The organism is Plantibacter sp. LMC-P-059a (genome assembly GCF_030209505.1).
Taxonomy (GTDB): domain Bacteria; phylum Actinomycetota; class Actinomycetes; order Actinomycetales; family Microbacteriaceae; genus Plantibacter.
This window is the reverse complement of the sequence record NZ_JARVRZ010000002.1, coordinates 552,059-573,518: the sequence shown is the minus strand read 5'-3', so window position 1 is coordinate 573,518 and position 21,460 is coordinate 552,059. Positions and strand designations below refer to the sequence as shown.

Annotated in this window: 24 protein-coding genes; 20 read left to right on the top strand and 4 right to left on the bottom strand. The window is 69.8% G+C overall.

Annotation, left to right across the window (positions count from 1 at the left end; translation table 11 throughout):
* Positions 1–3 precede the first annotated feature (3 nt).
* The 5 genes from hxlB to QRN27_RS06115 all read left to right on the top strand — a co-directional run bounded on the left by hxlB (position 4) and on the right by QRN27_RS06115 (position 3,686).
* Entirely contained in the window at positions 4–624 is a 621-nt protein-coding gene (hxlB, locus tag QRN27_RS06135; RefSeq protein WP_285041148.1) for a 6-phospho-3-hexuloisomerase, read from the top strand.
* 71 nt (positions 625–695) lie between these two features.
* On the top strand, positions 696–1,322 hold the full coding sequence (gene hxlA, locus QRN27_RS06130; protein ID WP_285041147.1) for a 3-hexulose-6-phosphate synthase: 627 nt from the start codon (positions 696–698) through the stop codon (positions 1,320–1,322).
* Positions 1,323–1,590: 268 nt separating this feature from the next.
* Positions 1,591–3,111 (top strand): carboxylesterase/lipase family protein, encoded by a 1,521-nt coding sequence (locus QRN27_RS06125; RefSeq protein WP_285041146.1) that lies wholly within the window; start codon positions 1,591–1,593, stop codon positions 3,109–3,111.
* An 80-nt stretch (positions 3,112–3,191) separates the two neighbouring features.
* Complete coding sequence (locus QRN27_RS06120) at positions 3,192–3,368, top strand: hypothetical protein (RefSeq protein ID WP_285041145.1); 177 nt, start codon at positions 3,192–3,194, stop codon at positions 3,366–3,368.
* Positions 3,369–3,521: 153 nt separating this feature from the next.
* Positions 3,522–3,686, top strand: coding sequence for a hypothetical protein (locus tag QRN27_RS06115; RefSeq protein WP_162852292.1), 165 nt, complete (start codon positions 3,522–3,524; stop codon positions 3,684–3,686).
* A 91-nt stretch (positions 3,687–3,777) separates the two neighbouring features.
* Here QRN27_RS06115 and QRN27_RS06110 read toward each other — a convergent pair whose 3' ends face one another.
* Positions 3,778–4,527, bottom strand: coding sequence for a type 1 glutamine amidotransferase (locus tag QRN27_RS06110; protein ID WP_285041144.1), 750 nt, complete (start codon positions 4,525–4,527; stop codon positions 3,778–3,780).
* A gap of 135 nt (positions 4,528–4,662) precedes the next feature.
* Here QRN27_RS06110 and dcd point away from each other — a divergent pair, with 135 nt between their 5' ends.
* Positions 4,663–5,253 (top strand): dCTP deaminase, encoded by a 591-nt coding sequence (dcd, locus tag QRN27_RS06105; RefSeq protein ID WP_056009122.1) that lies wholly within the window; start codon positions 4,663–4,665, stop codon positions 5,251–5,253.
* A 63-nt stretch (positions 5,254–5,316) separates the two neighbouring features.
* Complete coding sequence (locus QRN27_RS06100) at positions 5,317–5,844, top strand: hypothetical protein (protein ID WP_285041143.1); 528 nt, start codon at positions 5,317–5,319, stop codon at positions 5,842–5,844.
* 21 nt (positions 5,845–5,865) lie between these two features.
* On the opposite strand, the gene QRN27_RS06095 is transcribed toward QRN27_RS06100, so the two are convergent.
* The gene (locus tag QRN27_RS06095) at positions 5,866–6,345 is read right to left on the bottom strand and encodes a MarR family winged helix-turn-helix transcriptional regulator (protein ID WP_285041142.1); all 480 of its coding nucleotides are present in this window, start codon (positions 6,343–6,345) and stop codon (positions 5,866–5,868) included.
* 45 nt (positions 6,346–6,390) lie between these two features.
* On the opposite strand from QRN27_RS06095, the gene QRN27_RS06090 reads away from it, so the two are divergent.
* Both QRN27_RS06090 and QRN27_RS06085 read left to right on the top strand, forming a co-directional pair.
* Positions 6,391–7,314: an EamA family transporter gene (locus QRN27_RS06090; protein ID WP_285041140.1), complete on the top strand. Its 924-nt coding sequence runs from the start codon at positions 6,391–6,393 to the stop codon at positions 7,312–7,314.
* Positions 7,311–7,748 carry a YdeI/OmpD-associated family protein gene (locus QRN27_RS06085; protein WP_285041139.1) on the top strand — a complete coding sequence of 146 codons (438 nt, stop codon included), beginning with the start codon at positions 7,311–7,313 and terminating at the stop codon, positions 7,746–7,748. Before QRN27_RS06090 ends, QRN27_RS06085 begins: the two co-directional genes overlap by 4 nt.
* A gap of 39 nt (positions 7,749–7,787) precedes the next feature.
* Here the strand turns inward: QRN27_RS06085 and idi are convergent, their stop codons facing one another.
* The gene (idi, locus tag QRN27_RS06080; RefSeq protein ID WP_285041138.1) at positions 7,788–8,333 is read right to left on the bottom strand and encodes an isopentenyl-diphosphate Delta-isomerase; all 546 of its coding nucleotides are present in this window, start codon (positions 8,331–8,333) and stop codon (positions 7,788–7,790) included.
* Positions 8,334–8,418: 85 nt separating this feature from the next.
* Here idi and QRN27_RS06075 point away from each other — a divergent pair, with 85 nt between their 5' ends.
* The 6 genes from QRN27_RS06075 to QRN27_RS06050 are packed head-to-tail and all read left to right on the top strand — an operon-like array spanning position 8,419 to position 13,627.
* Positions 8,419–9,492 carry a polyprenyl synthetase family protein gene (locus QRN27_RS06075; protein ID WP_082455943.1) on the top strand — a complete coding sequence of 358 codons (1,074 nt, stop codon included), beginning with the start codon at positions 8,419–8,421 and terminating at the stop codon, positions 9,490–9,492.
* Complete coding sequence (locus QRN27_RS06070) at positions 9,489–10,457, top strand: phytoene/squalene synthase family protein (protein ID WP_082455942.1); 969 nt, start codon at positions 9,489–9,491, stop codon at positions 10,455–10,457. The genes QRN27_RS06075 and QRN27_RS06070 overlap by 4 nt, the downstream gene beginning before the upstream one ends.
* Positions 10,454–12,034, top strand: coding sequence for a phytoene desaturase family protein (crtI, locus tag QRN27_RS06065; RefSeq protein WP_285041137.1), 1,581 nt, complete (start codon positions 10,454–10,456; stop codon positions 12,032–12,034). Before QRN27_RS06070 ends, crtI begins: the two co-directional genes overlap by 4 nt.
* Positions 12,034–12,387, top strand: a complete 354-nt coding sequence (locus tag QRN27_RS06060) for a lycopene cyclase domain-containing protein (RefSeq protein WP_285041135.1) — start codon at positions 12,034–12,036, stop codon at positions 12,385–12,387. Before crtI ends, QRN27_RS06060 begins: the two co-directional genes overlap by 1 nt.
* Positions 12,384–12,764 (top strand): lycopene cyclase domain-containing protein, encoded by a 381-nt coding sequence (locus tag QRN27_RS06055; RefSeq protein WP_285041134.1) that lies wholly within the window; start codon positions 12,384–12,386, stop codon positions 12,762–12,764. The genes QRN27_RS06060 and QRN27_RS06055 overlap by 4 nt, the downstream gene beginning before the upstream one ends.
* The gene (locus tag QRN27_RS06050; RefSeq protein WP_285041133.1) at positions 12,761–13,627 is read left to right on the top strand and encodes a prenyltransferase; all 867 of its coding nucleotides are present in this window, start codon (positions 12,761–12,763) and stop codon (positions 13,625–13,627) included. The genes QRN27_RS06055 and QRN27_RS06050 overlap by 4 nt, the downstream gene beginning before the upstream one ends.
* 99 nt (positions 13,628–13,726) lie before the next feature.
* On the opposite strand, the gene QRN27_RS06045 is transcribed toward QRN27_RS06050, so the two are convergent.
* Positions 13,727–14,527, bottom strand: a complete 801-nt coding sequence (locus QRN27_RS06045) for an isocitrate lyase/PEP mutase family protein (RefSeq protein ID WP_056009092.1) — start codon at positions 14,525–14,527, stop codon at positions 13,727–13,729.
* 218 nt (positions 14,528–14,745) lie between these two features.
* On the opposite strand from QRN27_RS06045, the gene QRN27_RS06040 reads away from it, so the two are divergent.
* The 5 genes from QRN27_RS06040 to QRN27_RS06020 all read left to right on the top strand — a co-directional run bounded on the left by QRN27_RS06040 (position 14,746) and on the right by QRN27_RS06020 (position 21,382).
* Entirely contained in the window at positions 14,746–15,855 is a 1,110-nt protein-coding gene (locus tag QRN27_RS06040; RefSeq protein ID WP_285041132.1) for a LacI family DNA-binding transcriptional regulator, read from the top strand.
* A gap of 187 nt (positions 15,856–16,042) precedes the next feature.
* Complete coding sequence (locus QRN27_RS06035) at positions 16,043–17,719, top strand: ABC transporter substrate-binding protein (protein WP_285041131.1); 1,677 nt, start codon at positions 16,043–16,045, stop codon at positions 17,717–17,719.
* A gap of 8 nt (positions 17,720–17,727) precedes the next feature.
* Entirely contained in the window at positions 17,728–18,699 is a 972-nt protein-coding gene (locus QRN27_RS06030; RefSeq protein WP_056011596.1) for an ABC transporter permease, read from the top strand.
* Positions 18,696–19,616, top strand: coding sequence for an ABC transporter permease (locus QRN27_RS06025; RefSeq protein WP_285041130.1), 921 nt, complete (start codon positions 18,696–18,698; stop codon positions 19,614–19,616). The genes QRN27_RS06030 and QRN27_RS06025 overlap by 4 nt, the downstream gene beginning before the upstream one ends.
* Positions 19,613–21,382, top strand: a complete 1,770-nt coding sequence (locus QRN27_RS06020) for an ABC transporter ATP-binding protein (protein ID WP_056009084.1) — start codon at positions 19,613–19,615, stop codon at positions 21,380–21,382. The genes QRN27_RS06025 and QRN27_RS06020 overlap by 4 nt, the downstream gene beginning before the upstream one ends.
* Positions 21,383–21,460: the final 78 nt, after the last annotated feature.

Below are 21,460 nucleotides of genomic sequence, written 5' to 3'. Positions count from 1 at the left end.
TGGATGCCGAGTACGACGCCCCCCGATCACCAGCCCGGAACCGACCCGCAGCGTCCGCCGACGACCGTGCAGGGTGCGCTCGCCGCCATCGACACGGAACTGCATCGCACCGTCACGACGCTGCGCTCCGCCGACGCGGCGCCGTTCGCCGAGACCCTCACGCGGCTCCAGGATGCCGATCGGATCTTCGTCCTCGGTGCCGGTCGTTCCGGCCTGGCGCTGCGGATGACCGCCATGCGCCTCATGCACCTCGGACGCACGGTCCACGTCGTCGGCGAGACCACGACACCGGCCATCGCCGCGGGCGACGTCCTGCTCGTCGCCAGTGGCTCCGGGACGACCGCGGGCATCGTCCGCGCGGCCACGACCGCGGTGTCCGTCGGCGCCGGCGTCATCGCCCTCACGACCGACGCCGACTCCGAGCTGGCCGAGCTCGCCTCCGTGGTGGTCGTCGTGCCCGCCGCCCAGAAGACCGACCACGGCGGCACGCGGTCGGTGCAGTACTCCGGCGGCCTCTTCGAGCAGTCGGTCATGCTCCTCGGCGACGCGATCTTCCACGCGCTCTGGCAGTCCGCCGGGGTCAGCGCGGAAGAGCTATGGCCGCGCCACGCGAACCTCGAATAGTCCGCCCCATCCGCTCCCCACGCGACCGACGGACGTCGGTCGTCTCCCCTCACGACAGAAAGCAGCACCACATGAAGCTCCAGGTAGCCATGGACGTCCTCACCACTGAGGCAGCCCTCGAACTCGCCGGGAAGGTCGCGCCCTACGTCGACATCCTCGAGCTCGGCACCCCGCTGATCAAGGCTGAGGGCCTCCGCGCCGTCACCGCGATCAAGGACGCCCACCCCGACAAGATCGTCTTCGCCGACCTCAAGACCATGGACGCCGGCGAGCTCGAAGCCGACATCGCGTTCTCGGCCGGTGCGGACATCGTCACGGTGCTCGGTACCGCCGGCGACAGCACCATCGTCGGCGCGGTGAAGGCCGCCAAGGCGCACGGCAAGTCCGTCGTCGTCGACCTCATCGGCGTCGCCGACAAGGTCAAGCGCGCCAAGGAGGTCACCGCTCTCGGCGCCGCCTTCGTCGAGATGCACGCTGGTCTCGACGAGCAGGCGGAGGAGGGGTTCACCTTCCAGACGCTCCTCTCCGACGGTGAGGCCGCTGCCGTGCCGTTCTCCGTCGCCGGTGGCGTCAACGCCTCGACGATCGCCTCGGTCCAGCAGGCCGGTGCGCAGGTCGCCGTCGCCGGTGGAGCCATCTACTCGGCCGACGACCCGGCCGCTTCCGCCGCCGAGCTCCGCGCGGCGATCGTCGCGTAACTCCTCCCGATCCCGCACTCGTCGGGTTCGGCCAGCGCGGTGCGCTGAGCCGAGCGCGGTGCACCGCACGTGAGCGCGGGTCTCCAGAGACCCGCGCTCACGCGTGTGTGGCGCGCCCACGTGGCAGCACCGCGCCGGCCTCCCCAACAGCTGGCTGAGTGAACCCCGAGCGTTGGACGGGATTCGGGGTCCGGAGCGGCATACTGAGCAGATCACCACCCGACGTCCGTCGCACATCCTGCCGGACGAGCTCCCGGAGGACCTGCCGATGACGCCCGATCCCAGCCCAGCGCACCCCATCGTCCAGACGATCGCGGGTGCGGTCCGCGGCGTTCGTCGGCCAGACGGCTCGTCCGCCTTCCTCGGCATCCCGTTCGCCGAACCCCCGTTCGGCGCCCGCCGCTTCCAAGCGCCCGAGCCGACCGCCCCGTGGGAGGGTGTGCGCGACGCCACCGCCTTCGGCGCGACGCCGCAGCGGAAGGCCATGGCCGAGATCACGACGATCCCCGAGCCGTCCATCCCCGGCGAGTCGACCCTCAACGTCAACGTCTTCACCCCGGACCCCTCGCCCGCGTCGGACGGCGCCGGACTCCCGGTCCTCGTCTGGATCCACGGCGGCGGCTTCATTGCGGGTTCCCCCGCCAGCCCCTGGTACGACGGCCGCTCGTTCAACCGCGACGGCGTCGTCACCGTGTCGATCTCGTACCGGCTCGGATTCGACGGCTTCGGCTGGCTGCCCGACGCCCCGGCGAACCGCGGGGTCCTCGACTGGATCCTCGCCCTCGAATGGGTCCGCGACAACATCCAGGCCTTCGGCGGCGATCCCCGACGCGTGACCATCGCCGGTCAGTCCGCCGGCGGTGGCTCGGTCATGACCCTGCTCACCACGCCTGCCGCCCAGCAGCTGTTCCACCGGGCGATCGCGCTGTCCGGCGTCCCCGGCGACGTGCCGGTCGAGCAGGCCCGCTCGCTGACCGAGCGCCTCGCCGCCCACCTCGGGGTCGCGCCGACGGCTGCCGGCTTCGCGAGCGTGCCGGAGACCGCCCTCATCGAGGCGCCGGGCTTCGAAGCGACCGCTGGCGGGCCTCGGGACGCGGAGTCGATCCTCCGCGGGATGACGACGATGGACGGCCGCCTGGGCCTCGGCCCCGTGGTCGACGGCGAACTCCTCGTCGACACCGTCGACGCCGGCCTGGCCGCCGGTCGCGGGGCCGACAAACCCCTGCTCGTCAGCGCGACCCGTGAGGAGTTCGCCGGCTTCTTCACCGGGCGGCCGGACGACTTCGACGCCGTACCGCCGGCCCGTGCCGTGCACCTCATGGGGGCTCCCGAGGCGCTCGCCGACGCCTACGTCGCGGCGCAGGTCGGCGAACCCACCAGCCTCGTCGCCGGCCGCTTCATCAGCGACGTCATGTTCCGCGAGCGCATCATCCGTTGGTTGGCGGCGCGCGGTGACGCCGAGACGTGGGTCTCCGACTTCGTCTGGCCGTCGGCGGTCAGCGGTATCGCCGAGCACTGTCTCGACGTGCCGTTCCTCTTCGACGTCCTCGACGACCCGGACGTCACGCGGGTAGCCGGTCCCGCCGCACCGCAGGAGTTGGCGGACCGCCTCCACGGTGCCGCCGTCGCCTTCATCCGGGGCGGTTCGCCGGGCTGGTCACCCGCCGGCCGGTCGGCGTCGGTCATCGAGGTGTTCGACGCTGTCGGGGCGCCGGCCACGGTGCCGTTCGCGAGCGCCCGGGTGATCGCCGAAGCCAGGCGGCTCGCGGCCGCGTCGCCGACGGCGTAGGCGGTCCCGGGTGGTCCCGCCAGGGGCTGTCACGAGCGCGCGCCGCGCGTTACGGTCTCCACACGACGAAAGGAATCAGCATGAGCGACCCACGAGACGAGATCGACGACGCGATCGGCGACGCCCAGGAGGCCATCTCCCGAGCGCTGCCCGACAACGCCCCCGAGAGCGACGACCCGATGGCGGCACCGACGGACGACGACCCGCGTCGCGAGGCCGGCGACGGCGACCCATCCGACCAGCCGGGCCTCCTGTAACCGCTGCGGCAGCGTCGTCGCCCGACCCCCGCGCAGTGTGCAACGCGGGGGCGCTTCGCGCGCGTATCGGAACGGCTGCGGACGATGTCAACCCCAGGACGGAATGACCGCACCCCAATACGGTGGTCACAGTTCTGCGAAAGGAGCTTCACCATGAACATCCTGCTCATCATCGTCATCGTCGTTGCCATCGTTCTCGCCATCACCGGTGGGTTCGTCCAGTCCCTCAACTTCCTGCTGTGGGTCGGCCTCGTGCTGCTCGCGATCGCGATCATCGCGTTCTTGATCAGGACGATCACGGGTCGCAAGGCCCTCTAGCTCGAACTCGAGCTTCACGAAGCGGTCGGAACCTCAGGGTTCCGGCCGCTTCGCTGTGTCCGGGCCACGGCACGCGCCGGAGCGTCGGTCGTCAGCGCAGCGAGGGGTCGACGCTCGTCCGGCGCAGCACCGCGTCGGCGAAGGCGCCGAACAGTCGCTCGCCGGCCGCTCGCATGGGCTCCGCGATGGCGGTGAGGTCCGCCCGCAACCGATCGGCGGCCTCGGCGGCGGTGCCCGTCACGAACGGCAGGTCGCGGAGCATCGCGGGCTCCTCGAGCCAGTGGTCGAGTGTCGCCGGGTCCACCTCGAGGTGGAACTGGGTTGCGAACACCCGGTCGTCGATCCGGAACGCCTGGTTGGGCGTCGAAGGCGAGGACGCCAACACGGTCGCCCCGTGCGGTGCCTCGACGACGTCGCCGTGCCAGTGCAGCACGGGGACCTGTTCGCCCCGCATCCCGAGTTCGCCGTCCACGAGCAGCTCGACGTCGCCGACCCCCACCTCGTGCGCGGACGCGCTGTGGAGCGTCGCCCCGAGGGCCGTCGCGATGAGTTGATGCCCGAGGCAGATGCCGAACACCGGGATGCCGAGCACCGCGGCGTCGCGGACGAGTTGCGCCTCGAGGCCGAGGCCAGGGTGTTCCTCCACGTCCAGCGCGCCCATCGGACCGCCGAGGAGGACGAGGCCGTCGAACCCGGTGATCTCGCGTTCCGGCGGGAGTTCGCGACGCGAGACGACGGTGTCGAGCGTCCAGTCGATGCCGGACGCCGTGAGGACCTCGCCGAGCACGGCGGGCTGCTCCCAGGCGACGTGTTGCAGGATCAGGACGTGCGGTCTGGTCATCAGAGGCCTCCGGGTCGCTGCGGCGTCGACTGCTCGCCGCCCGGTCGGGGGAGTCGTCGCCGTGCGAGCATCGTAGCGAATCCGCGCGAGCGCACCCGCCCTCGGCGTCGCGCTCCCGGCCGATACACTGACAGCGTGCTGCTCTCGGACCGTGACATCAAAGCCGAACTCGACGCCTCCCGCATCGCGCTCGACCCGTACTCGCCGGAGATGATCCAGCCCTCGTCGATCGACGTGCGGCTCGATCGCTTCTTCCGGCTCTTCGACAACCACAAGTACCCGTTCATCGATCCCGCCGAGGACCAGCCGGAACTCACCCGGCTCATCGAGACCCTGCCGAACGAGCCGTTCATCCTGCACCCCGGCGAGTTCGTCCTCGGCTCCACCTACGAGCGCGTGTCCCTCCCGGACGACGTCGCCGCGCGGCTGGAGGGGAAGAGCTCCCTCGGCCGCCTCGGCTTGCTGACGCACTCGACCGCCGGCTTCATCGACCCCGGGTTCACGGGGCACGTCACGCTCGAGCTCAGCAACGTCGCGACCCTGCCGATCAAGCTGTGGCCGGGCATGAAGATCGGTCAGATGTGCTTCTTCCGGCTGACCTCGCCGGCCGAGCGCCCCTACGGGTCGAGCGAGTACAGTTCCAGGTATCAGGGACAGCGTGGACCCACCGCCTCCCGTTCCTTCCAGAACTTCCACCGGACCGACGTCGGCGAGACGCAGCGCTGACGGAGGTCTGAGGCGGGCGTTCCGACCGCGGGCCCGCTGGTGGACCAGTAGAAAGGCTCCGCCATGAGCACGTCAGAGCGTCCGGACTTCGCCAGCGCGATCACGGCAGACGGGCCGACGCCGTTCTACCCGCGCCGGATGGTGCGGTTCGGGCAGTTCGTCGGCTCCTGGGACGTGCACTCGAAGCGGCTGGACGACGAGACCGGCGAGTGGGTGGAGTCCGACTTCCGCTGGATCGTGTCGTACGTCCTCGAGGGCCGCGCCGTACAGGACGTCCAACTCGTGGTGAACGACGACGAGCCGTCGGGCTGGGAGACGGTGAGCACCGCGCTGCGGGTCTACGACCGGCTGATGGGTGCGTGGCGGGTCAGCTACGTCGAGCCGCGCCGTGGCGAGTTCTGCCAGCTCGTGGCGACGCCGCACCGATCGGACGGCATCCGGCAGGACGGCACCCGCAACGACGACAAGTTGATCCGCTGGAACTTCAGCGCGATCACCGAGACGTCCTACACCTGGGAGAGCTGGGTGTCCGACGACGAGGGCGCCAGCTGGTGGCTGCAGGAGCACAACGAGGGACGCCGGATCGTCTGAGGGGCTCGTCTGGGGGCGGGCTCAGGCGCCCGCAAGGCGCTCCAGGAGTGACGCGAGCTGTTCGCGTTCGGTGGCGGAGAAGCCTGCCAGGAGCCGTTCCTCGGCGGCGAGGTGGTCGGGCAGAGCCTGCTCGACGAGGTCCTTGCCTGCCGTCGTGAGGGCGACGACCGTCCCACGCCCGTCGTGGTCGCTCGGTCGACGGGTCACGAGGCCGCGGTCGACGAGTTTGTTGACGCGCTGGGCGATCGCGCTCGACGTCACCATCGACCAGTGGGCGAGGTCCTTCGGGGGGAGCTCGTGCGGCGCGCCGGCGCGGAGGAGGGTCGCCAGGACGTCGAACGACGCGCTGTCGAGACCGTGCTCAGCGAAGGTCGCCGCGAGGCGGGTGTCCACCGTCGTCGCGGCCCGCGAGAGTCGTCCGATCACGGCCATGGGGGAGACGTCGAGCTCGGGTCGCTCGGCTCGCCACTGGTTCAGGATGTCGTCGACGCGCGTGCTCATGCGACCACTCTAGCGATTTGCTTAGCACTGAGCTATATTTGCTCAGTGCTAAGCAAAAACCTCCGTGTCGCCGCGATCACCGCGGTCGCCCCCATCAGCTGGGGGACCACCTACCTCGTCACGAGCGAACTGCTCCCGCCCGGACGGCCGCTGCTCGCCGCGGTCCTCCGGGCGTTGCCCGCCGGACTGCTGCTGCTCGCGATCACCCGCACCCTTCCGGTCGGTGGCTGGTGGTGGCGGTCGCTCGTCCTCGGCACCCTCAACATCGGTGCCTTCTTCGCCTTCCTCTTCCTCGCCGCCTACCGCCTGCCCGGCGGGGTCGCGGCCACCATGGGTGCCATCGGTCCGGTCCTCGTCGCCGTGCTCGCCAGCGTGCTCGTGGGGGAGGCGTTGACCCTGCGCCGCGTCCTCGCCGGCCTCGCGGGGATCGGCGGCGTCGCGCTCATCGTGCTGCAGGCGGACGCACGCCTCGACGTGCTCGGGGTCGCCGCCGCGCTCGCCGGTGCGGTGTCCATGTCGCTCGGCTCGGTGCTGAGCAAGCGGTGGGGCAGGCCGTCGGTGGGCCGGCGACTCGGTGGCCGACGCGCGGGTTCGTCGAGCCCCGTGTCGGGGCTCGTGGTCACGGCCTGGCAGCTCGTCGCGGGCGGTCTCGTCCTCGTGCCGGTGCTGCTCCTCGTCGAGGGCGTGCCGACGGATGCACCCGATCCCGCCGCGGTGGGCGGCTACGCATACCTCGCCGTCGTGGGCACCGCGCTCGCCTACGCCCTGTGGTTCCGAGGCATCGGCCTCCTCCCGGTCGGCTCCGTCTCGTTCCTCGGGCTGTTGAGCCCGGTCGTCGCCGTGCTCCTGGGGGTCGCCGTGCTGGGTGAGGGGCTGAGCCTCGGCCAGCTCCTCGGCATCGGGGTCGTCGCCGGCTCCCTCATCCTGGTCTTCACCGCGCGGGCACCGAAGACCATACTGAGCGCATGAGATTCCGCACCGTCATCGAGCTGCAGGGCAACAACACCGGCATCCTCGTCCCCGACGTCGTCATCGACGAGCTCGGCGCCGGCAAGCGCGTCCCGGTCGTCGTGACCGTCGGCGCGACCACCTACCGCAGCACGATCACGCCGATGGGTGGCCGCTTCCTCATCGCCCTCAGCGCCGCGAACCGGGCTGCGGCCGGGGTCGCCGGCGGTGACGAGGTCGAGGTGGAACTCGAGGTCGACACGGCTCCCCGGGTCTTCCCCCTGCCGCCGGAACTCGAACAGGCGCTCGCGGGTGACGAGCAGGCGCTCGCCGCCTACGGGGCGCTGTCGTTCAGTCGTCAGCGTGCGCTCGCCGAGCCGATCGCGCTCGCGAAGACGGACGCGACGCGCGACAAGCGTCTCGCCGCGGCCGTGGAGGCGCTGCGCGGCGCGTGACGGCGAGCCGAGGCGTCCGGAGCAGCGTCGGGGCCGGACTCAGCGCGCGGGCGTCTCGGCGAGGAGCGGGACGACGAGCGGCAGCTGCAGGGTGAGCCACGGGCTGAACGCGAAGGGCGCACGCTCCACCGACTCAAGGAGGGACGCGGGCTCGGCCCAGGCCCATTCCATGACCTCGGCCGGGTTCGGCTCGGGCACAGCGTCCGTGTAGGCGACGTAGACCGGGCAGATCTCGTACTCGACCACGCCCGAGGCGTCGACGGCGCGGTAGCGGAAGTCGGGCAGGACGAGGTGCGGAGCCGAGATCGGCAGGCCCAGTTCGGCGCTGGCGCGACGGAGGACCGCGTCGACGCTGTCCTCGTCGGGGCCCGGGTGTCCGCAGAACGAGTTCGTCCAGACGCCGGGCCAGGTCAGCTTCGACAGCGCGCGGCGGGTCACGAGGATGCGGCCGTCGGGACCGATGACGTGGCAGGAGAACGCGAGGTGGAGGGGCGTCTCCTGCGTGTGGACGGTCGCCTTCGGCGTGGTGCCGATGCGGGTGCCGTCCTCGGCGAGCAGGACGACGAGTTCTTCGGGTACCGACATGTGTCCATTCTCCCCGACGATCGGGGTGAACGCGAATGGACAGCTAGCGTACTAATCTCCAGGCTCGGTGAAGTAGCCTCGTGCTATGGAGACCCACCACGTCGTCGACGTGCCCTACCGGCAACAGCACCAGGTCGAGGACGCCCTCGAGCGGTTCCTCGAACTGGCGAAGACGCAGGCGGTGTCGTTCGGCGGCGCCGGGTACCTGCGGCTCTGGGAGACCATCGAACGCAGCATGGCCGGCGGCAAGCGTTTCCGGCCACGCATGGTCATGACCGCCTACGAGGCGCTCGGCGGAGACGACGTCGTCGCCGCCGCCCATGTCGCGGCCGCCTACGAGCTCCTCCACACCGCCCTGATCGTGCACGACGACGTGATCGACCGCGACTTCGTCCGGCGCGGCAGCCCCAACGTCTCCGGCAGCTACCGGGACATCGCGCAGACCGCCGGCATCCCCCTGCCGCTCGCCGAGCACCGCGGCATGTCCGTCGCCGTCATCGCCGGCGACCTCGCACTGTCGGCCTCCTACCGCCTGATCGACCGCGCCGGCAGTGCCGACTCGGTCCGCACCCGTCTCCGCGAGATCCTCGACGACGCCATCTCCGCGTCGGCCGCCGGCGAACTCGCCGACGTCGACTTCACCGTCGGCGGCGTCGTCCCGACGGTCGACGACATCATCCGCATGGAGCGCCTGAAGACGGCGTACTACTCCTTCGAGGCGCCGCTGCAGTCCGGCGGGGTCCTGGCGGGAGCGCCGGAGGCCACGATCGACGCACTGGGTGCGTTCGGGCAGCAGATCGGCATCGCCTACCAGATCATCGACGACGTCCTCGGGGTCTTCGGCGACGCGAAGACCACGGGTAAGACCACGATCGGCGACCTCCGCGAGGGCAAGCTGACAGTCATGGTGGCGTTCGCCGCCGAGCAGCCCGAATGGCACGCCGTGGAGCACCTCTTCGGTGACCCGGACCTCGACGAGGACGGTGCCGCCGTGCTGCGGGACGTCCTCACCTCAACAGGCGCACGCCAGCACGCGACACTGCTCGCGGGGGACTACGCCAACCGGGCCTGGGAGCAGCTGGCGTCGCCGAGCATCCCACAGCAGCTCCGCGAGGAACTGCGTCCCATCGTGGCCACGGTGCTCGAGCGGTCGCGATGACCGCGGGCGGCAACGGGACGGGGCACCCGAACGACGACGACTCGGCTGTCGGCGACGCCCGACGACTCTACGACCGGGTCGCGCAGGAGACGGCCAGCATCGTGATCCGGCGCTACTCCACCTCCTTCGGGCTCGCGGCCAGGCTCCTCGGCGGCGAGATCCGGCAGGACGTGGAGAACGTCTACGCGCTCGTCCGGATCGCCGACGAGATCGTCGACGGGGTCGCCGCGGCCGCCGGGCTCGACCCCGAGCGGGTCCTCGCCATGCTCGACGCGCTCGAACGCGACACGGAGGACGCCGTCGAGACGGGGTACAGCAGCAACCTCGTCGTGCACGCCTTCGCCATCACCGCGCGGTCGGCGGGCATCGAGACCGACCTCACCCGGCCGTTCTTCGCGTCCATGCGTGCGGACCTCTCGCGCACCGTCCACACGCCCGAGACCTTCCGCGACTACGTGTACGGCTCCGCCGAGGTCGTCGGCCTCATGTGCCTCCGGATCTTCCTGCGCGGCCACGACGTCGACGACGCCCAGCGCGCCGCCTTCGTCGTCGGAGCCAGGAGCCTCGGCGCGGCGTTCCAGAAGGTCAACTTCCTCCGCGACCTCTCGGCCGACCACGACGAACTGGGCCGCAGTTACTTCCCAGGCGTCGCCGTCGACGACCTCACCGAAGCGCAGAAGCACAGCCTCCTCGACGACATCGAGGCCGACCTCGACCGCTCGGCCGCCGTGCTCGCCCAGCTGCCGAAGTCGAGTCGTCGTGCCGTCGCCCTCGCGCAGGAGCTGTTCTCCGAGCTGGCGAGACGGATCCGCACCACCCCCGCCTCGGACCTCGTCCGCACCCGCGTGCGCGTCCCCGACCCCGTGAAGCTGCGGATCGCCGCCGGCGCGCTCGCCGGCCGGACGCCCACCTCCACCGGCACCACCGCCTCCATCCCGACGATCGACGAGAGCTCCCTGTCATGACCACTTCCCCCACCCGCACCGTCGTCATCGGCGGCGGCATCAGCGGACTCGCCACGGCGGCCCTGCTCGCCCGCGACGGTCAGCAGGTCACCCTGCTCGAACGCCGCGACGTGCTCGGCGGGCGGGCCGGCACCTGGGAGCAGGACGGGTTCACCTTCGACACGGGGCCGAGCTGGTACCTCATGCCGGAGGTCTTCGACCACTTCTACCGACTCCTCGGCACCTCGGCTGCGGAACAGCTCGACCTGGGCCGTCTCGACCCGGCCTACCGGGTCTACTCCGAGGGCCGCGACGGCCACCTCGACCTCGCGGCGAACCGCGCCGACAACCTGGCCCTGTTCGAATCCGTCGAGGCCGGCGCCGGCGCGAAGATGGACGAGTACCTCCGCAGCGCCAAGGAGACGTACGAGATCGCGATCCGGAGCTTCCTCTACACGACCTTCGAGTCGTACCGCACGCTCGCGAGCCGCGAGGTCCTCGCGCGCATGCCGAAGCTGGCGAAGCTCCTGACCGAGGACCTCGACACGCTCACCGCCCGCACGGTCTCCGACGTCCGCCTGCAGCAGATCCTCGGGTATCCGGCGGTCTTCCTCGGATCCTCGCCGTTCGACGCGCCGAGCATGTACCACTTGATGAGCTACCTCGACCTCGAGGACGGCGTGCTCTACCCGCAGGGCGGGTTCTCCCGGATCATCGACACCATCGCCGAGCTGGCGCGTGCCGAGGGCGTCGAGATCGTCACGGGCGCAGAGGTCACGGGAATCACGACGATGCCGGCCGGTCGTCGCTCGCGGGTCGCCGGGGTCAACTACCTCGACGCCGACGGCCGTCGTCAGCTCCTGCACGCCGACAACGTCGTGTCCGCGGCCGACCTCCACCACACCGAGACCACCCTCCTCCCGCGCGAGCTGCAGACCTACCCGGCCGAGTACTGGGAGAAGCGCACCGCCGGCCCCGGCGCCGTGCTCGTCATGCTCGGCGTCCGCGGTGAGCTCCCCGAGCTCCTCCACCACAGCCTGTTCTTCACCACCGACTGGCGCGACAACTTCGGCCGCATCTTCGGCGAGGTGACGAGCGTGCCCGACCCGGCATCGCTCTACGTCTGCCGCCCGAGCGCCACCGACGCCGGGGTCGCCCCTGAGGGACACGAGAACCTGTTCATCCTCGTGCCCATTCCGGCGGACCCCACCATCGGCGGCGGCGGCGACGCCCAGGTCACGGAGATCGGCGACGCGGCCATCGCGCAGATCGCTGCCTGGGCGGGCGTGCCCGACCTCGCCGACCGCATCGTCGTCCGCCGCGACGTCGGTCCCGCCGACTTCGTGAACGACCTCAACGTGTGGAAGGGCACCTCCCTCGGGCCGGCGCACATCCTCTCGCAGAGCGCCATGTTCCGCAGCGGCAACGTCAGCAAGAAGGTGGACGGCCTCTACTACACGGGTGGTTCCACGATCCCCGGCATCGGACTGCCCATGTGCCTCATCAGCGCCGAGCTCGTCGTGAAGCGCATGCGCGGCGACATCACGACCGGGCCGATGCCCGTGCCGTTGCGCAGACGTTCCGTGGCCGCCGACTGATGGGTCTGCTGTACCTGCTCGCGCTCCTCGTCTCGATCACCGGGATGATCATGCTCGACCGGCGCTTCCGACTGTTCTTCTGGGCGGACCGGCGGCGTGCCGCCGTCATCCTGCCGGCCGGCGTCGTGTTCTTCCTCGTCTGGGACCTGTTCGGCATCGGCCTGGGGATCTTCTTCCGTGGCGAGACCTCGTTCATGACCGGACTGCAGGTCGCTCCCGAGCTGCCGATCGAGGAGGTCTTCTTCCTGACCCTCCTCTGCTACCTGACGATGAACCTCTTCGGGGCGGCGCGGCACCTGACCGGGCGCACGGCCAGAGGGACGGACGCCGCCACCGGGGTGAGCGGACGATGACGTACGCCGGACTCAACGCGTGGTTCCTCGCCGTCGTGGCGGTCGTCGCCCTCCTCGCCGTCGTGCGGCTCGACGCCCGGCGTCGTCGTGGCGCGCCGACGAGTGGCCCGACGGCCGGCACCTGGCTGCTCGGCGTCGGCGGCGTGCTCGTCGTGCTGCTCCTCATGACCGCCCTCTTCGACAACGTCATGATCGGGATCGGGCTCGTCGGCTACGACCCCGAGCTCATCTCCGGCGCCTTCATCGGGGTCGCCCCGCTCGAGGACTTCGCCTACGCCATCGCCGCCGCCGTCCTGCTCCCGTCGCTCTGGGTGCTGCTCGAACGTCGCACCCCGGCTCCCGTCTCCCCATCCCTGTCCCAGGAGGACCCGGCATGAACCGACTCGGCCAGCTCGTGCTGTCCTCACGACCGCTGTCGTGGATCAACACCGCCTACCCGTTCGCAGCGGCCTATCTGCTGACCACCCGCGAGCTCGACCTCACGTTCTGGCTCGGGACGCTCTACTTCCTCATCCCGTACAACCTGGCCATGTACGGGATCAACGACGTGTTCGACTACGAGTCCGACCTCCGGAACCCGCGCAAGGGCGGCGTGGAGGGCGCGGTGCTCGATCGGCGGATGCACCGCCTGACGATCTTCGCGGCGATCGCGACGAACGTGCCGTTCCTCGTCTACCTCGTCGTCGTCGGGTCGCCGCTGTCCTGGCTCGTGCTCGCGATCAGCGTCTTCGCACTCGTCGCCTACAGTGCGCCCGGGCTGCGGTTCAAGGAACGGCCGTTCATCGACTCGCTCACCTCGAGCACGCACTTCGTGAGCCCCGCGGTCTACGGGCTGGTGCTCGCCGGCGCGGTGTTCACCCCGGCGCTCTGGGCCCTGCTCGTCGGCTACTTCCTGTGGGGCATCGCCAGCCACGCCTTCGGCGCCGTGCAGGACATCATCGCGGACCGGGAGGGTGGGATCGGCTCGATCGCGACGGTCATCGGAGCGGCCCCGACGGTGCGCTTCGCCTTCGTCGCCTACCTCGCCGGTGGCGCACTGATGCTCGTGACGCCGTGGCCCATCCCGTTGGCGGGCCTCCTCGCGCTGCCCTACGCCGCGAGTGTGCTGCCGTTCTGGAATCTCCGCGAGGAGGACGCCGAGGGCGCCAACGCGGGCTGGAAGCGGTTCCTCCGCCTGAACTTCCTGACGGGCTTCCTCGTCACGATGCTCATCATCTGGTACTGGTTCCTGACGTCCTGATCGGACGCCGCGACCCTGTCTCAGGAGTCCGTCGGTGCGCCGCCCGCATCATGCGGCGCCGCGCCCGGGAACTCCTGAGACAGGGTCGTCGGTCGAGACTCAGAGCTCGAAGGAGAAGCCGAGGTCCTCGGGGTACTCGCCGAGCTCGGTGAGGCCGGTCGCGGCGCGCTGCAGGGCGGCAAGCGTCAGGCCGAGCGTGCCGGGTCCGAAGCTGACGCGGGAGACGCCGAGCTCCGCCAGGCGCTTGAGCGGCACGGCGCCCGGGTAGCCGATGACGGAGATGCGGCCGTGGACCTGCTCGATCGCCTTCGCGACGAGCTCCTCGGTGCCGAGTCCGAGGAAGAAGATCACGTCGGCACCCGCCTCGAGGTAGGCGTTGGCGCGTGCGACGGCCTCGTCCCACGCCTCGGGGTCGCCCGCGAGGGTGTCGACGCGGGCGTTGATGACGAGCGGGACACCGGCGTCCTCGGCTCCGGCCCGAGCGGCTGCGACGCGGGCCGCGGCCTCCTCGATCGGGAACTGCGGAGCCTTCGCCGCGCCGACGGAGTCCTCGAGGTTGATGCCGACGGCACCGGCCTCGACGATCAGGCGACGGACGTTCTCGCGGACGCCCGCGGCGTCGTCGGCGTAGCCCTTCTCAAAGTCGATCGTCACCGGCAGGTCGACGGCGCTCACGATGATCTTCGCGGCGGCGATCGCCTCGTCGACGTCGAGCCCGCCGCCGTCTTCGAGGCCGCGCACGTTCGAGACGGAGTGGCTCGCCGAGGCGAGGGCGACCACGCCGGGCGCCTCGGAGACGACCTTGGCGGTGATGGCGTCCCACACGTTCGTCACGATGAGGGGCGTACCCGGCTGGTGGAGGGAGTTGAGGAGGGTGGCTTTCGCCTGCAGATCGGTCATCTCCGCAGTCTGGCAGCGCGCGCGCACCGGCTGCCCGACAAGTGTCGGGAATTCAGCGAACGTTCGGGTTCGATGCGCTCCGGGGATGGTCTGTGAGCACCTCGACACCGGTTCCCGTCACGGAAGACGGTCCTCCGGCGCACTCCATCCCGCGGAGGCCGACGACGGGGCGACCGTGATGCCCTGCGTATCATTGGTCCCCGAAGGAAGGCGTTCCCATGACGAAACCGCCGACGGTCTACGACGTCGCGCACCACGCGGGCGTCTCCATCGCCACCGTCTCGCGGGTCCTCGGCCGGCCGGACGACGTGAAGCCGGCCACCCGCGACAAGGTGCTGGCCTCGGTCGCGGAGCTGGGATACGTCCCGAGCGGTGCCGCCCGTGGACTCGCGGCCCGGCGCACGGGCGTCATCGGCCTGTTCTTCCAGGGGCTCGACGCCATGGACGATCTCGGCGACATCGCGCTCGAGGGTGACGAGGCCGCCGCCGGGGGAGCCCGCGTCGTCCGCGACATCCCCGAACGGACCGACACGAGGACGCTGAACCTGTACTTCGACGAGGTCCTTCGCGGCTGCGAGCTCGAGTCCTGGCGGAGCGGCTTCGCGCTCCTCGTCGGTGTCGGCCGTGGGTCGACGGCGACGCAGACCGTGCGCGACATGGCGGGCCGGGTGGACGGGCTGATGGTCCTCGCCGGCAGTGCGAGCGAGGAGGAGCTCGCCAAGCTGTCGCGTCACGTCCCGATCGTGGTCATGGCCGGCCCTCGCCGCGGCGACGACCTCGACCACGTCTCGGTGAGCAACACCGAGGGTATGCGGACCCTCACGGCGCACCTCATCGACGACCTGGGCGCCCGCGAGCTCGAGTACGTGTCGGGGAGCCTCGGCTCGCCCGACGACGCGGAACGCTGGAGCGGCTTCCAGGCGGCCCTCGCGGAGCGGTCGCTCGCCGTCCCCGACGCTCCGACCCTGCGCGGTGACTTCACGCGGGAGGGCGGTCGCCGGGTCGGGCGGGAGCTGCTGAACCGCGGCGGCCTGCCGCGGGCGGTCGTCTGCGCCAACGACCAGATGGCGCTCGGCGTCATCGACGCCGCCCGGATCGCCGGGGTGGGGGTCCCTGACGAGCTCATCGTCACCGGCTTCGACGGTATCGACGCCGGTCGCCTGTCGACGCCACGGCTCACGACTGTGCGCCAGCCGATGGAGACCCTCGGCCGGGTCTCGGTGCAGGCGCTCACCCGTCGGCTCGCCGAACCGAAACTCCCGGCGATGTCCGTCCGCCTGCCGGTCGAGGTCCTCCTCCGGGAGAGCTCCGAGCCGGTCACGTCCTGACCATCGCTTCTGCTCGCGTTCGCAATTCAGGACGTTCTCGGCGTGCCGCGCCGTGTCCGTGCGCCGCGAGGCCGCCGCGCCGGGGCGGTCCTGAGTTGCGAACGAGACGGGAAATCCGACACGGGTTGCACAGGGCAATGTATGCGCTTACAATCAACGGGTACAGACTTCAGCAAGGACGGTGGCGATGACGCACACGACGCACGAGCGGACCAAGGTCCGCAGGCGCAGACGACTCGGAGCGGCGGCGATGATCGCCGCGGCGGCCCTGCTCGTCTCCGGCTGCAGCATCCAGATCAAGAGCGAGCCGGATCCCTCGATCCCCGCCGACACGATGCTGCTGGCCTCCGACAAGGGCACCCCGATGCTCGAGCGGAACTTCAATCCCTACCTCGTGAACAAGCGTTCGGCCTCGAGCTACATCTACGAGCCGCTCGTGATCATCAACGTGCTCGACGGCAAGGAGACGCCGTGGCTCGCCGAGCAGGTCGACCTCCCCGACGCGCGCACGATCGACTACACGATCCGCGAGGGTGCGACCTGGTCGGATGGCGAGGCCTTCACGCCTGAGGACGTCAAGTTCACCTTCGACCTCATCAAGCAGTACCCGACGCTCGACCAGAAGGGCGCCTGGCAGCACATCGACACGATCGAAGTGAAGGGTCAGCACGTCATCATGCACCTGCTCGACGACGACGCCCCCGCGGCCGACATCGTCTCGCAGACGCTCATCGTCCCCGAGCACATCTGGAAGGACGTCAAGAGCCCCGACACCTGGCGGAACCCGAACCCCGTCGGCACCGGTCCGTACGTCCTCGGCAACTACACCTCGCAGCAGTACACGATGGACAAGAACGAGACGTACTGGCAGGCCGACAAGATCGAGGTCAACCACCTCGTGATCCCCGCGGCCACCGGCGAGCTCGACATCGTGACCAAGGGCTTCGACTGGGCGTACTCGTTCCTGTCGAACGTCGAAGGCACCTGGGGCGCGGCGAACGACCACAACAAGTTCTGGTTCCCGCCGGGAGGTGTGATCGGGCTCGTGCCCAACATGGACGTCGCCCCGTTCGACAACGTCGACGTCCGCCGTGGCATCGCCCTGGCACTCGACCGCGACAAGATCGCCGACGCGGCGACCGAGGGCTATCTCGGTGCCGCCGGCCAGTCGAGCCTCATGCTCCCCAACCAGGAGGACGAACTCGATCCGACCCTGCCGAACCAGGGCATGATCACCCAGGACACCGCCGGGGCCCTCGAGGCCTTCGCTGCCGCCGGGTACACGCAGCAGGACGGCAAGCTCGTCGACGCGGCGGGCAAGCAGTTCAGCTTCTCGATCACGACGGCCAACGGCTACGCCGACTGGCTGCGTGCGGTGCAGGAAGTCCGCAAGGAGCTCGGCGCCCTCGGCATCGACGTGCAGATCAAGCAGCCGCAGCCCCCGGGCTACCAGCAGGCCATCCAGAGCGGCACCTTCGAGGTCGCGATGGGCGGCATGGGCAACGGCATCATGTTCCAGGGCTTCAACAACAGCTTCAACAGCGAGTTCGCGAAGCCGCTCGGCGAGACGACGTCCAGCAACTTCGGTCGCTACCGGAACCCGCAGATGGACGCACTGCTCGCGCAGTACAAGGCGACCACCGACGAGGCGACGCGCCTGGGGCTGAGCCACCAGATGCAGCAGATCGTCTACAGCGACTTCCCGGTCATCGGGATGTACTACGGCGGACTCTGGGGCCTGTACAACGACAAGAAGTTCACCGGCTGGCCCGATGCGGACAACCCGTACGCGCCGTTGCAGACCTACGACCAGACCCCGCTCCTCGTGTTCACGCACCTCAAGCTCCGGAAGGACGGTGAGTGACCGTGTACATGGTGCGCAAACTCGGCCTCTTCGTCCTCACGTTGTGGGCGGCCGTCACGCTGAACTTCCTCCTGCCGCGGCTCATGCCCGGATCCCCGACCGATGCCGCGATCGCGAAGCTCGCGCAGAACGGCCCCGTCTCCGCGGCGACGCGGGCGGCGATCGAGGCCCAACTCGGTGTCCCCGGCGGCAACCTGTGGGAGCAGTACGTCACGTACCTCCACCAGGTCGTCACCCTCGACTTCGGGGTCTCGTACACCTTCTTCCCGCAGTCGGTCGGTGAGCTCATCTGGCAGGCGTTCCCGTACACGATCATCCTGCTGGGCATCGTCACGATCGTCGCCTTCATCCTCGGCACGCTCATCGGTGTGCTGGCGGCCTGGCGACGGAACACCTGGCTCGACGCCCTGCCGACCCTGACCGGCACCTTCGCGAGCACGTTCCCGTACTTCTGGACCGCGCTGCTCCTGCTGTTCTTCGCCGGATACGTCCTCCACTGGTTCCCGACCTCGGGCGCCTTCGGACCGACGGCCTCGCCGGCCTTCACCTGGGACTTCATCGTCGACGTCGCGTACCACGCGGTGCTGCCGGCGCTGACGATCCTCGTCACCAGCCTCGGCGGGTGGATCATCGGCATGCGCAACGCGATGATCAACACGCTCGGTGACGACTACGTGACCTTCGCCGAGGCGAACGGGCTCCGCGGTCGCACGGTCGCCGTCAAGTACGCGGCCCGCAACGCGATCCTCCCGAACCTCACCGGCTTCGGGCTCGCGCTCGGCGGTGTGGTCGGTGGCTCGATCCTCGTGGAGCAGGTGTTCGGATACCCCGGTATCGGCTTCCTCCTGTTCAACGCGGTGATCGGTCAGGACTACCCGCTCATGCAGGCGCTCTTCCTGCTCATCACGGTGAGCGTGCTCGTCGCCAACTTCCTCGTCGACATCCTGTACGGCGTACTCGACCCAAGGACCCGCCGATGACCACCACACAGCACGTCAAGACACTGCAGTCGGACGACGCCGTCCGTCCGCCGAGGAAGTTCGCCTTCATCGGTCGATCGGCGGCGACGCTCTGGGCCAACTGGAAGTCACGCCTCGGCCTGATCATCCTCGGCTTCTTCATCCTCGTGGCGATCTTCGCGCCGCTCCTCGCCCCGTACGGTGCCAGCCAGGACGGCTTCCCGCGGAACGCCGACTCGAGCCCCGAGCACTGGTTCGGGACGACGGCGGCGGGCGAGGACGTCCTCAGTCAGCTCATCTACGGCTCGCAGATCAGCGTCACCGTCGGCTTCATCGCCGGCATCCTGTCGACGATCGTCGCGGTCCTGATCGGCCTCAGCTGGGGCTACATCAAGGGCTTCGGCGCCGAGGTCGTGAACTTCATCGTCAACCTGTTCCTCGTGGTGCCGGGTCTGCCGCTCATGATCGTGATCGCCGCGTACCTCCAGAACGGTGGACTGGTGATGATCGTCGCGGTCATCGTCATCACCGGGTGGGCGTGGGGTGCCCGCGTGCTCCGCAGCCAGACGCAGTCGCTGCGTTCGCGGGACTTCGTGACGGCCGCCCGCTTCTCCGGCGACCGCCCGTTCCGCATCGTGTTCAACGAGATCCTCCCGAACATGACCTCGCTCATCGCCGGTGGCTTCTTCGGTGCCGCGACGAGCGCGATCCTGGCCGAGGCGGGCCTCGAGTTCCTCGGACTCGGCGACTCGTCGATCGTCAGCTGGGGAACGATCCTCTACTGGGCGCAGAACTCCAACGCCCTGCTCACCGGTCAGTGGATCCTCCTCTTCGCCCCCGGTCTCTGCATCGCGCTCCTCGCGATGAGCCTCACCCTCATCAACTTCGGTGTCGACGCGATCAGCAACCCGCGCCTCCGTGAAGGGAAGTCCCGATGAACGCCGTCAACCTCCAGGCCGACAGCGCACCGGCTCCGGCCCCCGGCACGGGAGCGCTGCTCGAGGTCCGCGACCTCTCCGTCGTCTACGAGTCCGTCGGTGCCGCACCGGTGCAGGCCGTCGACCACGTGTCGTTCTCCGTCGGCGCCGGTGAGTTCATCGGTCTCGTCGGCGAGTCGGGCTCGGGCAAGTCGACGCTCGGTTTCGCGGCCACCCGGCTGCAGAAGCCGCCGGCCCGCATCAACGGTGGCCAGATCCTCTTCGGGGGATCCGACATCCGCGAGCTCGACGAGGAAGCGCTCCGCGAGCAGCGTCAGGGCGGGTTCGCCATGGTGCTGCAGTCGGGCATGAACGCGCTCAACCCGGTCCGCACGATCCGCAACCACTTCGTCGACATCTTCAAGGCGCACGGGCACGTCTCCCGCGACCGCTGGGATGCACGGATGGCGGAGCTCGTCGAGAAGGTCGGGCTCACGCCGCAGGTCCTCGCCCGCTTCCCGGGCGAACTGTCCGGCGGTATGCGTCAGCGCGTCTCCATCGCGCTCGCCCTCTCGCTCGAACCGCGACTCATGGTGTTCGACGAACCGACGACCGCGCTCGACGTGCTCGTGCAGCACGCGATCATGGACACGATCACCGAGCTGCAGCAGTCGGAGGGCTTCACCGCCATCCTCATCAGCCACGACCTCGGCGTCGTCCTCGAGGCGACCCAGCGCGTGCTCGTCATGCACGAGGGCCGCATCGTCGAGGACGCCCCGAGCCGCGACATCCTCGAGCGTCCGCAGGATCCGTACACACGGATGCTGCTCAGCCACTACGCCGACCCGCGTGCAGCGGTCGTCGAGCTGCCCGGCTTCCCCTCGCGGGCGAACCGCGGAACGGCTCCCGTCTCCGGCACCACGACGAGCGTCCCGACCGCGACGAGCGCGAGCTCCGAGTCGGGCAAGGCCTCGTCTCGCGCCGGTCGTTCGGCGGAGTCGGCGGTCATCGTGGACGCCGTCTCGAAGGTCTACCCGCCGCCGCGCCGTGGTGAGTCCGCGGTCACGGCCGTCGACGACGTGTCGTTCACGCTCGAACCTGGTCAGTCGCTCGCACTCGTCGGTGCCTCGGGTTCCGGCAAGTCGACGATCGCGAAGCTCATCACGGGCATCGAGAAGCCGACCTCCGGCGCGGTCCGGTTCGGCGACCTCGACGTCGCCCAGCTGAACCGGAAGGGCATCCGGAACCTGCACAAGAACGTGCAGATGATCTTCCAGGACCCGTATGCGGCGCTGAACCCGCTCCACACGGTGGAGTACACGCTCACCCGCCCGGTCGTGAACTTCACGGGGCTGAAGGGCGACGCTGTCCGCAAGCGTGTGCTCGAGCTCCTCGAGACGGTTGGGCTCTCGCCGGTCGAGCAGTTCGCGGCGAAGCTTCCCCACCAGTTGTCGGGTGGGCAGCGGCAGCGTGTCGTGATCGCCCGGGCGCTCGCGAGCGACCCGCAGGTGCTCATCGCCGACGAGCCCGTGTCGATGCTCGATGTGTCGCTCCGGGCTGGCGTGCTCGCGCTGCTCGAGGACCTCCGCGAGCAGTGGGGTGTCTCGATGCTCTACATCACGCACGACCTGCTGTCGGCACGACTCGTGACCGACAACATCATGGTCCTCAACCAGGGTCGTGTCGTCGAGCGCGGCGAGACCGCGCACGTCCTGCAGCACCCGCAGGATCCGTACACGATCCAGCTGCTCGACGCCGTCCCCAACCCGGCGCGCGCCAAGCGTTGAGCCCCCTCGGTCCCTGAGCTTGTCGAAGGGCCTGGTCTTCATCCCGGTCCCTGAGCTTGTCGAAGGGCCACACCGCTT

Bases quoted from the DNA above. Each gene is read 5' to 3' on its own strand.
- QRN27_RS06120 (WP_285041145.1), top strand. From the start codon at position 3,192: ATGAGCGACCCACGAGACGAGATCGACGACGCGATCGGCGACGCCCAG.
- QRN27_RS06050 (WP_285041133.1), top strand. From the start codon at position 12,761: ATGAACCGACTCGGCCAGCTCGTGCTGTCCTCACGACCGCTGTCGTGG.
- QRN27_RS06095 (WP_285041142.1), bottom strand. From the start codon at position 6,345: ATGAGCACGCGCGTCGACGACATCCTGAACCAGTGGCGAGCCGAGCGA.
- QRN27_RS06055 (WP_285041134.1), top strand. From the start codon at position 12,384: ATGACGTACGCCGGACTCAACGCGTGGTTCCTCGCCGTCGTGGCGGTC.
- QRN27_RS06100 (WP_285041143.1), top strand. From the start codon at position 5,317: ATGAGCACGTCAGAGCGTCCGGACTTCGCCAGCGCGATCACGGCAGAC.
- QRN27_RS06115 (WP_162852292.1), top strand. From the start codon at position 3,522: ATGAACATCCTGCTCATCATCGTCATCGTCGTTGCCATCGTTCTCGCC.
- crtI (WP_285041137.1), top strand. From the start codon at position 10,454: ATGACCACTTCCCCCACCCGCACCGTCGTCATCGGCGGCGGCATCAGC.
- QRN27_RS06110 (WP_285041144.1), bottom strand. From the start codon at position 4,527: ATGACCAGACCGCACGTCCTGATCCTGCAACACGTCGCCTGGGAGCAG.
- QRN27_RS06060 (WP_285041135.1), top strand. From the start codon at position 12,034: ATGGGTCTGCTGTACCTGCTCGCGCTCCTCGTCTCGATCACCGGGATG.
- QRN27_RS06075 (WP_082455943.1), top strand. From the start codon at position 8,419: ATGGAGACCCACCACGTCGTCGACGTGCCCTACCGGCAACAGCACCAG.
- idi (WP_285041138.1), bottom strand. From the start codon at position 8,333: ATGTCGGTACCCGAAGAACTCGTCGTCCTGCTCGCCGAGGACGGCACC.
- QRN27_RS06040 (WP_285041132.1), top strand. From the start codon at position 14,746: ATGACGAAACCGCCGACGGTCTACGACGTCGCGCACCACGCGGGCGTC.
- QRN27_RS06030 (WP_056011596.1), top strand. From the start codon at position 17,728: ATGGTGCGCAAACTCGGCCTCTTCGTCCTCACGTTGTGGGCGGCCGTC.
- QRN27_RS06125 (WP_285041146.1), top strand. From the start codon at position 1,591: ATGACGCCCGATCCCAGCCCAGCGCACCCCATCGTCCAGACGATCGCG.
- QRN27_RS06025 (WP_285041130.1), top strand. From the start codon at position 18,696: ATGACCACCACACAGCACGTCAAGACACTGCAGTCGGACGACGCCGTC.
- QRN27_RS06085 (WP_285041139.1), top strand. From the start codon at position 7,311: ATGAGATTCCGCACCGTCATCGAGCTGCAGGGCAACAACACCGGCATC.
- hxlB (WP_285041148.1), top strand. From the start codon at position 4: ATGCCGAGTACGACGCCCCCCGATCACCAGCCCGGAACCGACCCGCAG.
- QRN27_RS06020 (WP_056009084.1), top strand. From the start codon at position 19,613: ATGAACGCCGTCAACCTCCAGGCCGACAGCGCACCGGCTCCGGCCCCC.
- QRN27_RS06045 (WP_056009092.1), bottom strand. From the start codon at position 14,527: ATGACCGATCTGCAGGCGAAAGCCACCCTCCTCAACTCCCTCCACCAG.
- hxlA (WP_285041147.1), top strand. From the start codon at position 696: ATGAAGCTCCAGGTAGCCATGGACGTCCTCACCACTGAGGCAGCCCTC.
- QRN27_RS06070 (WP_082455942.1), top strand. From the start codon at position 9,489: ATGACCGCGGGCGGCAACGGGACGGGGCACCCGAACGACGACGACTCG.
- QRN27_RS06035 (WP_285041131.1), top strand. From the start codon at position 16,043: ATGACGCACACGACGCACGAGCGGACCAAGGTCCGCAGGCGCAGACGA.